Source organism: Stenotrophomonas sp. SMYL89, assembly GCF_036319985.1.
GTDB lineage: Bacteria > Pseudomonadota > Gammaproteobacteria > Xanthomonadales > Xanthomonadaceae > Stenotrophomonas > Stenotrophomonas maltophilia_Q.
In genome coordinates, this window is sequence record NZ_JAWIRW010000003.1 from 161,031 (window position 1) to 174,854 (window position 13,824).

General features: G+C 68.8%; 13 protein-coding genes. 9 read left to right on the forward strand and 4 right to left on the reverse strand.

What is annotated here, in order from left to right:
* Nucleotides 1-7: 7 nt before the first annotated feature.
* Nucleotides 8-1,204, reverse strand: a complete 1,197-nt coding sequence (gene smeA / locus V3B41_RS05205; RefSeq protein WP_329860324.1) for a multidrug efflux RND transporter periplasmic adaptor subunit SmeA — start codon at nucleotides 1,202-1,204, stop codon at nucleotides 8-10.
* 117 nt (nucleotides 1,205-1,321) lie between these two features.
* Here smeA and baeS point away from each other — a divergent pair, with 117 nt between their 5' ends.
* The 9 genes from baeS to V3B41_RS05250 all read left to right on the forward strand — a co-directional run bounded on the left by baeS (nucleotide 1,322) and on the right by V3B41_RS05250 (nucleotide 10,932).
* A complete protein-coding gene (gene baeS, locus V3B41_RS05210; RefSeq protein WP_049428942.1) occupies nucleotides 1,322-2,725 on the forward strand; it encodes a sensor histidine kinase efflux regulator BaeS in 1,404 nt (467 codons plus the stop codon).
* Nucleotides 2,722-3,411 (forward strand): response regulator, encoded by a 690-nt coding sequence (locus V3B41_RS05215; RefSeq protein ID WP_049428943.1) that lies wholly within the window; start codon nucleotides 2,722-2,724, stop codon nucleotides 3,409-3,411. The genes baeS and V3B41_RS05215 overlap by 4 nt, the downstream gene beginning before the upstream one ends.
* Nucleotides 3,412-3,527: 116 nt before the next feature.
* Complete coding sequence (locus V3B41_RS05220; RefSeq protein ID WP_049428950.1) at nucleotides 3,528-4,058, forward strand: gamma carbonic anhydrase family protein; 531 nt, start codon at nucleotides 3,528-3,530, stop codon at nucleotides 4,056-4,058.
* A gap of 124 nt (nucleotides 4,059-4,182) precedes the next feature.
* Complete coding sequence (locus V3B41_RS05225) at nucleotides 4,183-4,872, forward strand: RDD family protein (RefSeq protein ID WP_049428951.1); 690 nt, start codon at nucleotides 4,183-4,185, stop codon at nucleotides 4,870-4,872.
* Nucleotides 4,869-5,861 carry a stage II sporulation protein M gene (locus V3B41_RS05230; protein ID WP_049428944.1) on the forward strand — a complete coding sequence of 331 codons (993 nt, stop codon included), beginning with the start codon at nucleotides 4,869-4,871 and terminating at the stop codon, nucleotides 5,859-5,861. The genes V3B41_RS05225 and V3B41_RS05230 overlap by 4 nt, the downstream gene beginning before the upstream one ends.
* Nucleotides 5,851-7,473: a DUF4129 domain-containing protein gene (locus tag V3B41_RS05235; RefSeq protein WP_295547512.1), complete on the forward strand. Its 1,623-nt coding sequence runs from the start codon at nucleotides 5,851-5,853 to the stop codon at nucleotides 7,471-7,473. The genes V3B41_RS05230 and V3B41_RS05235 overlap by 11 nt, the downstream gene beginning before the upstream one ends.
* Nucleotides 7,470-8,654 carry a DUF4350 domain-containing protein gene (locus tag V3B41_RS05240; protein ID WP_329860329.1) on the forward strand — a complete coding sequence of 395 codons (1,185 nt, stop codon included), beginning with the start codon at nucleotides 7,470-7,472 and terminating at the stop codon, nucleotides 8,652-8,654. The genes V3B41_RS05235 and V3B41_RS05240 overlap by 4 nt, the downstream gene beginning before the upstream one ends.
* Nucleotides 8,651-9,637 carry a MoxR family ATPase gene (locus tag V3B41_RS05245; RefSeq protein WP_049428946.1) on the forward strand — a complete coding sequence of 329 codons (987 nt, stop codon included), beginning with the start codon at nucleotides 8,651-8,653 and terminating at the stop codon, nucleotides 9,635-9,637. Before V3B41_RS05240 ends, V3B41_RS05245 begins: the two co-directional genes overlap by 4 nt.
* Entirely contained in the window at nucleotides 9,634-10,932 is a 1,299-nt protein-coding gene (locus tag V3B41_RS05250) for a DUF58 domain-containing protein (protein WP_049428947.1), read from the forward strand. Before V3B41_RS05245 ends, V3B41_RS05250 begins: the two co-directional genes overlap by 4 nt.
* Nucleotides 10,933-11,055: 123 nt before the next feature.
* Here the strand turns inward: V3B41_RS05250 and V3B41_RS05255 are convergent, their stop codons facing one another.
* The 3 genes from V3B41_RS05255 to V3B41_RS05265 all read right to left on the reverse strand — a co-directional run bounded on the left by V3B41_RS05255 (nucleotide 11,056) and on the right by V3B41_RS05265 (nucleotide 13,434).
* Nucleotides 11,056-11,379, reverse strand: coding sequence for a hypothetical protein (locus V3B41_RS05255; protein WP_308306918.1), 324 nt, complete (start codon nucleotides 11,377-11,379; stop codon nucleotides 11,056-11,058).
* Between the two features lie 296 nt (nucleotides 11,380-11,675).
* The gene (locus V3B41_RS05260) at nucleotides 11,676-12,854 is read right to left on the reverse strand and encodes a glutathionylspermidine synthase family protein (protein WP_049428949.1); all 1,179 of its coding nucleotides are present in this window, start codon (nucleotides 12,852-12,854) and stop codon (nucleotides 11,676-11,678) included.
* A 7-nt stretch (nucleotides 12,855-12,861) separates the two neighbouring features.
* On the reverse strand, nucleotides 12,862-13,434 hold the full coding sequence (locus V3B41_RS05265) for a DUF1190 domain-containing protein (protein WP_005420172.1): 573 nt from the start codon (nucleotides 13,432-13,434) through the stop codon (nucleotides 12,862-12,864).
* Nucleotides 13,435-13,824 lie beyond the last annotated feature (390 nt).

Consider the following 13,824-nt stretch of genomic DNA (forward strand, 5'->3'; position numbering starts at 1 on the left):
GCAGGCCTCAGTGCGACTTTTCGTCGGTGTTGCCGTTCGGGTCGATCGCCGGCATCGCCGCCAGCTGCGCCGTCGTGGCCGCCACCGCCTTCACCTGCTGGCCCAGTGATACCGCACTGCCGTTGCTGACGATCACCCGTTCGCCGGACTTGAGACCATCGGTGATCTGCCACTGGTTGCCGACCACCTGGCCGATGCTGACCCGGCGCTCGACCACATGATCCTTGGCATCGAGCAGGCGCAGCAGCGGCTCGCCGCGTTCGTTGCGCACCACCGCCTTCTGCGGCACCAGCAGCGCGCGCGCGTCGGTGGCCATCGGCAGCACCGCCTTCAGGTACATGCCGGGCAGCAGCAGGCCCTCCGGGTTCGGGATGACCGCACGCAGCACCACATTGCCGGTGCCCGGATCCACCGCGCTGCCGACGAACTCCAGGGTGCCCTCATGCGCATAGGTGCTGCCGTCCTCCAGCAGCACCTTCACCTGTGCCTTGCCATCGATGGCCTTCACCAGGCCCGCATCGAGCTGCTTGCGCAGCGCCAGCATCTGCGTGCTGGACTGGGTGACATCCAGGTACACCGGGTCCAGCCGCTGGATGGTGGCCAGCGCGGCGTCCTGCCCGGCCGCGACCAGCGCACCCGCGGTCACGCTGGAGGTGCCGATGCGACCGTCGATGGGCGCGGTCACCCGCGTGTAGTCGAGGTTGATGCGGGCGGCCTGCAATGCAGCGCGCGCGGCGATCACGTTGGCCTGCGCCTGCTTCAACGCCGAGGTGGCGTCGTCGGCATCCTGCTTGCTGGCCGCATCCATGTTCACCAGCGCGCGGGTGCGCTCGGCCTTCGGCTGGGCCGACAGCACGGTGGCCTCGGCCTGCGCCAGCTGGCCGCGGGCGGTATCGAAGGCCGCCTGGTATGGCGCCGGATCGACCTGGTACAGCAGCTGCCCTGCCTTGACCTGTTGGCCTTCGGTGAACAACCGCTGGCGGATCAGGCCGCCGATCTGCGGCCGCACCTCGGAGATCTCGAACGGCACGGCGCGGCCGGGCAGGGTCTGCTGTAGTGCCAGCGGCCGCGCGCTGGCCGTGATGACGCCCACTTCGGGCATGGCCGGTGCTTCAGTCCTGCCCGCCGAACAGGCCGCCAGGGCCAGCAGCAGGGGCAGCAGCAGGGGACGCGGGGAACGGGACAGCGGGCGCAGGAGGGACATGGGGGGCGTAGGGGCCTTGCGTAGACCCGTGCACGCTGCCGTGGAACTGTGCAGAGAATATGGAGATTGTGCGACCGGCTCAGCTGGCGCTTGCTTTCGGCGCCGCATGCGCCGCTAATGGCCTCCGCGATGGCGAAGATTCGACTCAAATTCGGCCTGACCGCGAAGACCTTCCTCGCGATCTTCACCGCCTGCCTGCTGGTGCTGGCAGTGAACGGTATTGCCAGCCGCGTGGCCTTCCAGACCGGCTTCCTGGACTACCTCAACGACCAGGGCGACCTGCGCATGCAGCGGCTGATGCCCCACCTGCAGCGCGAGTACCGCGAGCACGGTGGCTGGGAGCATCTGCACGGTGATGGCGACCGCTGGGCGCGGCTGCTGCGCCCGGACCTGGCCCATGGGCACGAAGGACCGGTGCCGCCGCTGTCCGACCAGACCGGCGTGCCGTCGCGTCTGGGCCTGTTCGATGCACGGCACCGCTTCGTGGCCGGCAACCCCGACGCCACCAGCGATGACGAGCCGCATGCGGTGCAGGTGGACGGGCAGACCGTCGGTTGGCTGGGCATGGTGCCGTTCCAGACCGTCATCGCCACCAACGACCTGAATTTCTACAACACCCAGGTGCGCGCCTGGTGGGTGATCGGCATTTCGCTGCTGCTGGTGACGGTGCTGCTGGCCTGGCTGGTGTCGCGCGCGCTGCGCCAGCGCCTGGCCAAGCTGGCCGCGGCCACCCACCGGTTGGCCGCCGGTGACTACGGCACCCGCATCGAGCGAACCAGCGACGATGAGCTGGACGCACTGGTCAACGACTTCAACCGGATGGCGCAGGCGCTGGACGATACCGAGCGCAACCGCCGCGCCTTCATCGCCGACATCTCGCACGAACTGCGCACGCCACTGGCGGTGGTCCGCGCCGAGCTGGAGGCGATCGAAGATGGCATCCGTCCGCTGGACCGCGCCAACCTGGTGGGCCTGCAGGGCGAGATCCGCCAGCTGGGCAAGCTGATCGACGACCTGCACGACCTGTCGATGACCCAGTCCGGCGGCCTGGCGTACCGTTTCGCGCCACTGGACCTGGCGGCGCTGCTGCGCAGCGAACTCAACGGCATGCGCGTGCGCTTCGCCAATGCAGGCCTGGCGCTGGAAGAAGATCTGCCCGCCACGCCGTTGCAGGTGTCCGGTGACGAACGGCGCCTGCAGCAGGTGCTGGCCAACCTGCTGGAGAATGCACTGCGCTACACCCACGCCGGTGGCCGCGTACTCGTGCAGGCAGCGCACGTGCCTGCCGGCGTGCAGCTGATCGTGGAAGACACCGCGCCGGGCGTGCCTGCCGACAAGTGCGCGCTGCTGTTCGAACGCTTCTACCGCGTGGAAAGTTCGCGCAACCGCGCCAGTGGTGGCAGCGGGCTGGGCCTGGCCATCAGCCACAACATCATCCTCGCCCACCACGGCGTCATCCACGCCGAGCCCTCGCCACTGGGCGGGCTGCGCGTGGTCATCACCCTGCCGGAGCCTGCATGAGCACGTCGCCCGCCATGTGCGCGAAGATCCTGATCGTCGAGGACGAGCCACGCCTGGCCTCGGTACTGCGCGACTACCTGGCCGCTGCCGGCATGGCCAGCGAGTGGGTGGACGACGGTGGCCAGGTGATCGACGCGTTCGCGCGCTACCAGCCCGACCTGGTGCTGCTGGACCTGATGCTGCCGCAGCGCGACGGCGTGGACCTGTGCCGCGAACTGCGCGCCAGCAGCGATGTGCCGGTGATCATGGTCACGGCACGGGTGGAAGAGATCGACCGCCTGCTGGGCCTGGAGATCGGTGCCGACGACTACATCTGCAAGCCGTTCAGTCCGCGCGAAGTGGTCGCTCGGGTAGTGGCGGTGCTGCGCCGCTACCGCCCAGACCCCGGTGCGCGTGCCAACGGCGGCCTGCACATCGACGAGCCGGCCGCACGCGCCACCTGGAACGGCAAGGGCCTGGACCTGACTCCGGTGGAATACCGCCTGCTGCGCACGCTGCTGGCCACGCCAGGCCGGATCTGGGCGCGCGATGAACTGCTCGACCGGCTGTACCTGGACCATCGCGTGGTGGTCGACCGCACCGTCGACAGCCATGTGCGCAACCTGCGCCGCAAGCTGGCCGACGCCGGCATGGAAGGCGAGCCGATCCGTTCGGTGTACGGCATGGGCTACAGCTACGAACCCTGAGCTCCCTGTAGAGCCGAGCCCATGCTCGGCTGCGTAGGGAGCCGAGCATGGGCTCGGCTCTACAACGCACCACGCAGGTATCATCGTCGCGAACGCCCTGATTTCCGGAGATGCCGATGAACCCGCTGCGCCCCTTTCGCGACAAGATGCCCGTCCTCGGCGAGCGTGTGTACATCGACCCGGCCTGCACCGTCATCGGTGATGTGGAACTGGGCGACGACGTGTCGGTGTGGCCGGGCACGGTCATCCGCGGCGATGTCAATTACGTGCGCATCGGTGCGCGCACCAACGTGCAGGACGGCACCATCATCCATGTCAGCCACCACAGCCCGTACAACAAGGCCGGCTACCCGACCCTGATCGGCGAGGGCGTGACCGTCGGCCACGGCTGCATCATCCATGCCTGCACCATCGGCGATTACAGCCTGATCGGCATGGGCGCCTGCATCCTCGACGGTGCCCGCGTGGAGCGCCATGGCTTCGTCGGTGCCGGCGCGGTGATCGGCCCCGGCAAGGTGGTGGGCGAAGGCGAGCTGTGGGTCGGCAACCCGGCCCGGCCGGCGCGCACGCTGAGCGACAAGGAAATCGAGTCGCTGCACTATTCGGCCGACCACTACGTGCGGCTGAAGGACGAATACCGGGGCTGAGCAGCCAACGCCGCCACGCGGCTCTGCTAAAGTCTGGGCCCGACCAGGACCTGTCGAGACCCCCCATGCCTGTGGTTGCCAGCCGGAGAGGACTCCGGTGCCCGCAACGAAGGCCATCGCGCTGATGGCCGCACCGATGCTCGATACCTACCGTGAGGTGGTGACGCCGGAGGGTGTGCTGCTTCAGTTGCCAGTAGCCGGACCGCTGCCGCGGGCCATGGCCTGGCTGGTCGATCTTGGTGTGCGCATCGCGGCACTGGTGCTGATGGCGATTCCGCTGGCGGTGCTGGACGAATTCGGCTCCGGCCTCAACCTGGTGCTGATGTTCCTGGTCTACTGGGTCTACCCGATCGTGTGCGAGGCGCTGTGGGGCCGCACCCTGGGCAAGCGCGCGCTGGGCCTGCGCGTGCTGTCCCGCGATGGCGCGCCCGTGGGCTGGATGGCGGCGATCACCCGCAACCTGCTGCGTACGGTGGACATGCTGCCGTTCGGCTATGCACTGGGCCTGGTCAGCAGCCTGTTCGATCCGCACGGCCGCCGCCTCGGCGACCTGGTGGCCGGCACCGTGGTGGTGCACGCGCCTGTCCTGTACCTGCCGCCGCCACCTACCATCGACAGCGTGCTGGCCCCGCCGCAGCCGCTGCGGCCGGAGGAACAGGCCGCGCTGATGGCCTTCGCCGAGCGCGCCCCGCGTCTGTCCGCGCCCCGCCAGCAGGAGTTGGCCGGCATCGCCGAACCCCTGACCGGCAGCCTGGGCCAGATCGGTGTGCTGCGCCTGTATGCGATGGCCAACTGGCTGCTGGGGCGGCGATGAAACAGGAACAGTTCGTCGCCCGTTACCAGCAGGAATGGCAGGACCTGGAACAGTGGCTGCTGCTGCGTGCCGGCGCCTCGCGCCGTGCGCGCCGCAAGGCCAGCGGCCTGGCACTGGACGATGCCACCGTCCCGCAACGCTATCGGCGCCTGTGCCAGCAGCTGGCGCTGGCCCGCGAGCGCGGTTACAGCCCGCAGCTGGTCCAGCGCCTGCAGCAGCTGATGCAGCAGGGCCACAGCATGCTGTACCGCACACGGCCGACGCGCTGGCGCGCCGCGCTGGAATTCCTGGTGGCCGACTTCCCGCTGCTCGTGCGCAGCCAGGCACGCAGCATGTGGGTAGCGCTGGCGATGTTCGCGCTGCCGGCAATCGCCTGCTTCGTGCTTGCACAGGTCTACCCGGACCTGATCCACACGCTGATGGACAACCGCCAGATCGCCGCGATGGAGCGCATGTACGACCCTGCCGCCGAACGACTGGGCCGCGACAGCGGCACCGACTGGATGATGTTCGGCCACTACATCCTCAACAACATCAGCATTGCCCTGCGCACGTTCGCCAGCGGCCTGCTGGCGGGGCTGGGCACGCTGCTGGTGCTGCTGTTCAACGGCGTCACCATCGGGGCGGTGGCCGGCCACCTGCAGCACATCGGGCACGGTGGACCGTTCTGGCGCTTCGTGGTCGGCCACGGCGCCTTCGAGCTGACCGCGATCGTGATCGCCGGCGGTGCCGGCCTGCAGCTGGGCATGAAACTGCTGGCACCGGGCCGGCGCAGCCGCCTGGATGCGCTGGTCGACGGTGGACGCATCGGTGCCCGGCTGTGCCTGGGCGTGGCGTTCATGCTGCTGGTCGCGGCCTTCATCGAAGCGTTCTGGTCGTCGATCGCCGAAGTCCCCGCATGGATCAAGTTCAGCGTCGCCGGAGTGCTCTGGGCCGGCGTGCTGCTGTGGCTGTGGCGTGGCGGGCGTGGAAGCGGCCATGCGCATTGACCGCCTTGACGTGGTGCTGCGTGCACGCAGCGGCTGGGAGGCGATGGAGCTGGGCAGTGCCCTCGCCCGCCGCCATGCGCGCGCCGTGTGGGGCAGCTGGCTGCTGGCCAGTGCTCCGTTGTTCGTGATCTTCAACGCGCTGGGATGGTGGCTGGATGCCTTCGGCTGGGCCTGGCTGGCGATGTGGTGGTGCAAGCCACTGTTCGAGCGTGCGCCGCTGTATGTGCTGTCACGCGGCATCTTCGGCGAACCGGTCAGCACGCTTTCGGCGCTGCGTGCGCAGCGCCACTGGGGCAACTCCGGTTTCTGGGGCTACCTGGGCTGGCGTCGTTTCAGCGTGCTGCGCAGCCTGTGTCTGCCGGTGAACCTGCTGGAAGGCAACGCACCGGGCCAGCGCGGTCCACGCCGCCGTGCGGTGGCGGCCGGCGCCGCAGGTGCGGCGACAGTGCTGACCGTGACCTGCATGGCGTTCGAAGCGGTGCTGGTGTCCGGTGCCATCGGTGCAGTGTTCATGTTCATGCCACTGGACCTGATGTCCGAATCCTGGCGTGCGGCGTGGGAAATGATCGGCAAGGACACGCCGGCCTGGGCACGTTTCGGTTTCAATCTGGCCTGCTGGCTGGCCTCGGCGCTGATCGGCCCGTTCTTCGTCGGTGCGGGCTTTGGCCTGTACTTGAACCGGCGTACGCAGATGGAAGCCTGGGACGTCGAAATCGCCCTGCGCCGCCTGCGCGATCGCCTGCTGCCGGTGGCGTCGACGCTGGCCCTGCTGCTGTGCCTGGCACTGCCGCTGGTCTCCGCCCCGGTGCACGCGCAGGACGCAGATGCCGAGCCTGAACGCGCCATGGGCAAACCCAGCGACAGCGGCATTGCCTCCGAAGAGCACGACGAAGAACCGACCATCGACCCGGCCAACACGCCGGCCACCATCTTCGGTGGCACGCCGGTGGACACCGCCGGTTTCCGCCAGGCGGTGAATCGCGCCTACGAGGATCCGCTGCAGCGCCCGACCCGCCAGGTCACCCGCTGGAAGCCGATCGAACAGGCCGGGGAAAAAAAGAAGGACGACAAGCAGCTGCAGAGTGACAGCAGCCCCCGGGGCGAACGCAAGGCGCGCAAGGAGGGCATCGCCTGGCTGGCACGGTTGGCCGAGTGGGGCCTGTGGGGACTGCTGGGCGTCCTGCTGCTGGTGCTGCTGCTGACGGCGCGGATGTGGTTGCCCTGGCTGCGCGGCAGCGGCCGGCGCAAGGCCGATGCACCACCGCAGGTGATGGAGGAACAGGTGGAACTGCCCCTGGTGCTGCCGCCGGACGTGGCCACCCAGGCCGGCCTGCTCTGGGACCAGGGGCGCCCACGCCAGGCGCTGGCCCTGCTCTACCGTGCCAGCGTGCGCACCGTGGGCGAGCGCAGCGGCATCGCGCTTCCGCCGGGCGCCACCGAAGCACAATGCCTGCGCGCATCGCGACGCATGCCTGACGCCATCGACCGTGACCTGTTCGCGCGCATCGTTCGCATGTGGCAGTACGCGGCTTACGGTGGCCGCCTGCCCAGCCGCAGCGATTTCGACGCACTGGCCGCAACGCTGCGCCAGCAGTACGGGTGGCAGGCATGAGCCCGCGCCTGTTCTGGTCGTTGCTGCTGGGCGTGCTGGTGCTGTTCGGCGTGCCGCTGACCATCCTCTACCTGCGCACGCATGAGCGCGTGACCGAGACCATCCGGCTGCCACCGCAGGGCGAGGCGGCCTACAACCCGCTGTACGTGCTCGGCCAGGCCCTGCGTGCCGACGGCATCGACGTGCATTCACTGCCCCGGCTGGACCTGCAGCAGATGACGCTGGGGCCGCACGATACGGTGGTGCTGCTGCAGGACAGCAGCGAACTGCCGCCGCCCGTCGCCAATGCCCTGCTGGATTGGGTCGAGGATGGTGGACACCTGCTGGTACGCACGCCGCCACCGGCCGAGGACGACGCCAGCAGCTCGCAGGGTCCGTTGCTGGACCGGCTGGGCGTGGACAGCCTGTTCCAGCGCAGCGAGTGCCAGCCTTTCCATGTCGATGATGATCCGGGCCACGTTGAATTCTGCGGTGGCCGCCGCTTTACCCTGGGCTTTGCGGCCAGCGCGCAGGCCGAACGCCGTTGGGGCGGTGATCGCGATCTCGTGTACGCACGCCTGCGCCATGGCCAGGGCAAGGTGAGCGTGCTGGCCGACATGGACTTCATGCGCAGCGAGGTGGATTCACCGGCAGCGCGCCTGGCCTCGGCCGGCGGCAACGCCAGCGATGGCCTGCACGATGCTTCGCACCGCGACCTGACCCGCTATCTGCTCGACCCGAACTACGGCAAGGGTACGGTCTGGCTGATCTACGCCAGCCGCCCGCCATCGTTGTGGGCACGCATCTTCTACCAGGGCTGGCCACTGTGGGCGCCACTGCTGCTGGCCCTGCTGGGTTGGCTGTGGAGCCGCTCGCAGCGCTTCGGCAGCCTGCAACCGTCGCCGGTGCTGGAACGCCGCTCGCTGCTGGAGCACGTGCGCGCCAGTGGCGAACTGCTGCTGCGTTTCGGCCACGGTATGCGCCTGTACGACGCCGTGCTCGCCCTGTTCCTGCATCGCCTGCGCCTGCGCGCGCCGGTTGCCGCCGCGCTCGATGGCGCACCGCGTGAGCAGGCCATCGCCGCACTGCTGAAGTGGCCACAAAGCCGCGTCGCCAGCGCGCTCACACCGCCTCCGCCGCACGATTCCTCCGCCCTGCGCGAGCGCATCCGCTTGCTGCTCCAGATGAGATCCCTGCTATGACCGAAGTCCCCGAGCTGCCGGCGGCCGCCGATGCCCGCCTGATCGAACGCGTCGATGCCATCCGCGAGGCCGTCGGCCGCGCTTTCATCGGCCAGGCCGACGTGCTGGACCAGATTCTGGTGGCCCTGCTGGCAGGTGGCCACGTGCTGATCGAGGGCGTGCCCGGGCTGGGCAAGACCCTGCTGGTGCGCGCGCTGGCGCAGGCGATGGAGCTGGACTATGGGCGCGTGCAGTTCACCCCCGACCTGATGCCCAGCGACGTCAGCGGGCACGCCGTGTACGACCCGAAGAGCGAGAGCTTCAAGATCCGCCGCGGCCCGGTGTTCACCAACCTGCTGCTGGCCGATGAGATCAACCGCGCGCCGGCCAAGACCCAGTCGGCGCTGCTGGAAGTGATGCAGGAAGGCCAGGTGACCATTGAAGGCAAGGCCTTCACCCTGGCGCCACCGTTCATGGCGCTGGCCACGCAGAACCCGCTGGAACAGGAAGGCACCTACCCGCTGCCGGAAGCGCAGCTGGACCGCTTCCTGCTGAAAGTGCTGATCGACTACCCGCAGCTGGAGGACGAGAAGCGCATGGTGACCGCGATCACCAGCGGCCGCTCCGCCAGCGATTTCGACCTGAGCCAGGTACCGCGCGTGCTCGGTGCCGGTGAACTGGTGGAGCTGCAGCGCGCCACCGCGGCGATCAACGTGGATGACGAAGTGATCGACTACGCGGTGCGGATCGTGGCCGCTACCCGGCAGTGGCCGGGCATCGCAGTCGGTGCCGGCCCGCGTGGCAGCATCGCGCTGGTACGTGCATCGCGCGCACAGGCGGTGCTGGCCGGCCGTGACTTCGTCACCCCCGACGACGTGCGCGACATCGCGCGCCCTGCGCTGCGCCATCGCATCGCGCTGGTCCCGGAGCTGCAGATCGAAGGCCAGGATGCCGACGACGTGCTGGGTGCGCTGCTGGCCAAGGTGGAAGCACCGCGCCGATGAGGCCTGCCCCGCTGCTGCTGGCGCTGTTGCTGGCCTGGGCCGTCCTGGGCGGCCTGGTGCTGGGCGGCCTGCTGCCACGCTGGAGTTGGGCGCTGGCTGCGGTGGCGATTGCCGTGCCGGCGTTGATGGATCTGTGGCGGCAGTCACGGCGTCCATCGCCGCAGGTGCAGCGCGAACTGCCCGAAGCGCTGGCCCTGGGTGTGCGCCGCGAGGCCGCGCTGCGCCTGCAGGCGGACGCAGCGATGACGGTGCAGGTGTTCGACCTGGTCCCCGGCGGCTGGCCGCTGGAATCGCTACCGCAGCGCGTGCGCCTGCAGCCCGGCAGCGCCTCCACCCTGCACTACCACCTGCAGCCGCTGCAGCGTGGGCGCTTCCGCTTCGACGGTGTGCATCTGCGCATGCGCTCGCCATGGCGGCTGTGGTGGCAGCAACGCACCCTGCCACCGGCGCTGGACGTACGGGTCTATCCGAACTTCGTGCCGCTCACCCGCTTCGCGCTGTTCAGCGCCGACCAGGCATCGCGCCTGGTGGGTGCGCACGTGAAGCGTCGCCGTGGTGAAGGCACCGACTTCCACCAGATGCGCGAATACCGCGTGGGCGACAGCCTGCGCCAGCTCGACTGGAAGGCCACCGCACGGGCGCGCAAGCTGGTCTCGCGCGAGTACCAGGACGAGAAGAACCAGCAGCTGCTGCTGATGCTCGACAGTGGGCGGCGCATGCTGGCCAGCGAAGGCGGTCTCTCGCATTTCGACCACGCCTTGAACGCCTCGCTGGTGGTGGCGTACCTGGCATTGCGCCAGGGCGATGCCGCCGGCCTGTTCGCTGCCGGTGGCGAGCGCCGCTGGGTGGCGCCGCAGCGTGGCATGGGCACGGTCGAGCACCTGCTGCGTGCCAGCTACGACCTGCAGCCGCGCGCGGTGGCCACCGATTACCTGGCCGCCGCCACCGAGGTGTCGCTGCGCCAGCGCCGGCGCGCACTGGTGATGCTGGTCAGCAACGTGCGCGACGAAGACATCGAGGATCTGCTGGCGGCGGTGCGCCTGCTGCAGAAACGCCATCTGGTGTGCGTGGCCAGCCTGCGCGAGCGCGAGCTGGACGGCGCACTGGAGGGCGACGTGCAGACGCTGGAGGATGCCACCCAGGCCGGTGCCGCCGCACTGTACCTGCAGCAGCGCGCGAAGGCGCACGACGCGCTGCGCAGCGAGAAGGTGATGGTGCTGGACGTGACCGCCGACGCCCTGCCCGGCGCGCTGGTGGAGCGCTACCTGGCAGTGAAGCGCGAAGGGCTGCTGTAGTCCTGCGCTTGACCCAAGCCGAGCATGGGCTCGGCTCTACAGGAATCGGGCTGTCTGTAGAGCCGAGCCCACGCTCGGCTGCCACATCAACCCACGCATGGTGTTGCCGGCCAGTGGCCGGCACTACCCCTGCAGCAATCGCCGCTGCAACCGCTCCACCGCACGCTGCAGCAGCACCCGGTTGCGGGCCAGCTTCATCCACTGCGGCAGGCGCGAGAACATCGAACGATGATGGCCGCTGCCTTCGCGCAGTCTGGCCGCGGCGTAGTCGTGCAATGCCTGCAGATGCTCGGCGTTATACGCCCACAGCAGGCCAGCCGAGGTTTTTTCCACCAACCTCAAAGGCAGGCCGAAGTCCGGGTCGATGGCTTCGTTGCCACGCCAGCGCGACCGGGTGACCTCGACATCGCTGCTGCGCCCACATTGGCTGCAGTCCGCGGACAGCACCCGCAGCGCAGATGTCTCTCGAGCGCGGCGAACTTCAGCGCTTACCCATTTGTGGCCGCAGTAGCCGCAAGGACGGTAGCCGCAGTAGCGCACCGGTCCTACCCAGTCTCCGGAGCCACAGCGGCTGCAACCGCAGCCGCCGTTCAATGCCTGGCTGCAACCCAGGCACCGGAAGCGGCGTGAATCAGGCGTACCTACCACCCAACCCGGCGTGTCACATCGATTGCAACGCACCGCCACCCGGTCTGCATAGCGCAGCAGTGAGTGACCGTCGTCCCGGTGGCGCCCTGCCACCATCAGACGTAGATCCGCGTCGGCGCCTCGTCGACGATCGCGTGCGGCACGAAACGCGCGCTGTCGCGGGTGATCGCGCTGTCGTCCTCGCGGATGCCGATGCCGCAGGCGTGGTCGCCGATCACCCAGCTGCCGATCAGCGGGTAGCCGCCTTCGAAGCGGGTCAGCGGATGCGCGCGCTGGATGATCGCGGGGCCATCGTAGGGGCCGTCGCTGCGCTGGGTGCTGCCATCGGCGAGGTGCATCTCGATGTTGGCGCCCTCGCGTGAGAACAGCGGCTTGCGCACCCAGCCCGAGGCCAGCGTGCTGCCGTCATCGAAGTGCGCTTCCAGCAGGTTCGGATGGCCCACGTTGCGCTGCCACAGCAGCGGCAGGATGCCCTTGTTGCTCAGCACCGCCTTCCACGCCGGTTCCAGCAGCTGCATGCCCGAACCGGGAAGCGCGCGACCGAATTCCTCGGCCATCAGGTCTTCCAGCGGGTACAGCTTGAACAGCGTGCCGATCACCGAATCGTCCAGCGCGGTGAAGCGGCCGTCCTCGGACAGACCGATGTCCTCGACGGCGATGGCCTGGCCATGCAGGCCGGCCTGCGAAGCGCAGTCGCGCAGGTAATCGACGGTGCCACGGTCTTCTTCGGAACTGCCCACCGCGCTGAAGTACAGCGGCGGCGGCAACTGCTTGGCCAGTTCGCCGAAGCGCTCGACGAGCGCTTCGTGAATCGCGTTGAACTGGTCGGCATGCTGCGGCAGGCGGCCGGCATTGCGCTGGTCCTCCAGCCACTGCCACTGGAAGAAGCTGGCCTCGAACAGCGAGGTCGGCGTGTCGTAGTTCAGTTCGTACAGCTTGGCCGGACCGGTACCATCGTAGGCCAGGTCCAGGCGGCCATAGAGGTGTGGCTGACGCTGGCGCCAGCTGTCGGCGATCCAGTCGCGGTAATGCGACGGAATCGCCAGCTGGTCCATCAACCGTTCGCTGCCGATGACATCACCGACCAGGTCCAGCGCCATCTGGTGCAGCTCGGCACTGGGGTCTTCGATGTCCTGTTCGATCTGGCGCAGGGTGAACGCGTAGTACGCGCTTTCATCCCAGTACGGCTGACCATCGATGGTATGGAAACGGAAACCCGCTTCCTCCGCACGAGCCCGCCACTGGGCACGCTCGGCAATCCGGATGCGCTGCATGGACCGGTCAGCCGCCGTAGCTGCCGCTGGTGCTGCGGCGCGCGCTGGTGTTGCCGAAGCCACCACGGCTGGCAGTGACCGCACGGTTCGGCTCGCTGGTGACCGGGGCCAGGCCGGCCTTGCCCGCGCCGATGCCGCTGGCGGTGTTCAGGCCACCGGTGCCACCCGGTGCCGGGCGCGCCCAACCCGCATTCTTGTCCTGGTAGGCCGGCGCCGACGCCGGCGCCTGCGGGGCCAGGCCGCCGCGGTTGCTCAGCATCTGCGACATGAAGAAGCCCATCATCATCGGGCCGATGAACGAGGTACCCGCCGACGTGTGCTGCTGCACGCACTGTTCCGGCTTGTAGTCCTTCTCGCAGGCTTCCTTGCTGGCGTACTTCGGCGCCGCATCGGCGGCCTGCTTCTGCGCTTCGGCGAAGGCATTGCGGCACGACGACGGATCGCCGGTAGCCTCGGTGCAGGCCTCGACCGAGGTGTACAGGCCTTCCTGCACCTTCACCTCCGGCTCCTTCTGGCAGGCGGTGAACAGCAGCGGCGCGGCGCTCATCAGCAGCAACGCGGTGGTGCGGGAACGTTTCATGGCCTCATGCCCTGTCGACGGATCAATGCCCCAATGATGCCAAATCCGGGCCAGCAACCGGAATCGGCAAAGTCCGAAAGATGAACGGACTTTCATTTTCGTCGTTCCCCATCTTCCACGCATGGCATGGATCCATCGTGTCGACCAAGGTCGACACCTACCAGGAGCAGAGCGCCGGCCCCGACAGATCGCAGGAAACTGTCGAAGGCGGGGTGGGTCCGCTGGCGGGGGTGTCCGCGGCATGGATGCCGCGGCCAAGCCCCCAAGGACGGGTTTACGGCGCCCCCCGCCAGCGGACCCACCCCGCCTCCCGCAGGAAGCCCGCCGTTGCTTCAGCTGTTGCTTCGGCAGGTGCCGGGCGCAGCCCGGCCGGACCATCTCCGGTGGTTG

What these genes read in the sequence shown, in the direction of transcription:
- smeA (WP_329860324.1), bottom strand. Translation starts at nt 1,204, where the DNA reads ATGTCCCTCCTGCGCCCGCTGTCCCGTTCCCCGCGTCCCCTGCTGCTG.
- baeS (WP_049428942.1), top strand. Translation starts at nt 1,322, where the DNA reads ATGGCCTCCGCGATGGCGAAGATTCGACTCAAATTCGGCCTGACCGCG.
- V3B41_RS05215 (WP_049428943.1), top strand. Translation starts at nt 2,722, where the DNA reads ATGAGCACGTCGCCCGCCATGTGCGCGAAGATCCTGATCGTCGAGGAC.
- V3B41_RS05220 (WP_049428950.1), top strand. Translation starts at nt 3,528, where the DNA reads ATGAACCCGCTGCGCCCCTTTCGCGACAAGATGCCCGTCCTCGGCGAG.
- V3B41_RS05225 (WP_049428951.1), top strand. Translation starts at nt 4,183, where the DNA reads ATGGCCGCACCGATGCTCGATACCTACCGTGAGGTGGTGACGCCGGAG.
- V3B41_RS05230 (WP_049428944.1), top strand. Translation starts at nt 4,869, where the DNA reads ATGAAACAGGAACAGTTCGTCGCCCGTTACCAGCAGGAATGGCAGGAC.
- V3B41_RS05235 (WP_295547512.1), top strand. Translation starts at nt 5,851, where the DNA reads ATGCGCATTGACCGCCTTGACGTGGTGCTGCGTGCACGCAGCGGCTGG.
- V3B41_RS05240 (WP_329860329.1), top strand. Translation starts at nt 7,470, where the DNA reads ATGAGCCCGCGCCTGTTCTGGTCGTTGCTGCTGGGCGTGCTGGTGCTG.
- V3B41_RS05245 (WP_049428946.1), top strand. Translation starts at nt 8,651, where the DNA reads ATGACCGAAGTCCCCGAGCTGCCGGCGGCCGCCGATGCCCGCCTGATC.
- V3B41_RS05250 (WP_049428947.1), top strand. Translation starts at nt 9,634, where the DNA reads ATGAGGCCTGCCCCGCTGCTGCTGGCGCTGTTGCTGGCCTGGGCCGTC.
- V3B41_RS05260 (WP_049428949.1), bottom strand. Translation starts at nt 12,854, where the DNA reads ATGCAGCGCATCCGGATTGCCGAGCGTGCCCAGTGGCGGGCTCGTGCG.
- V3B41_RS05265 (WP_005420172.1), bottom strand. Translation starts at nt 13,434, where the DNA reads ATGAAACGTTCCCGCACCACCGCGTTGCTGCTGATGAGCGCCGCGCCG.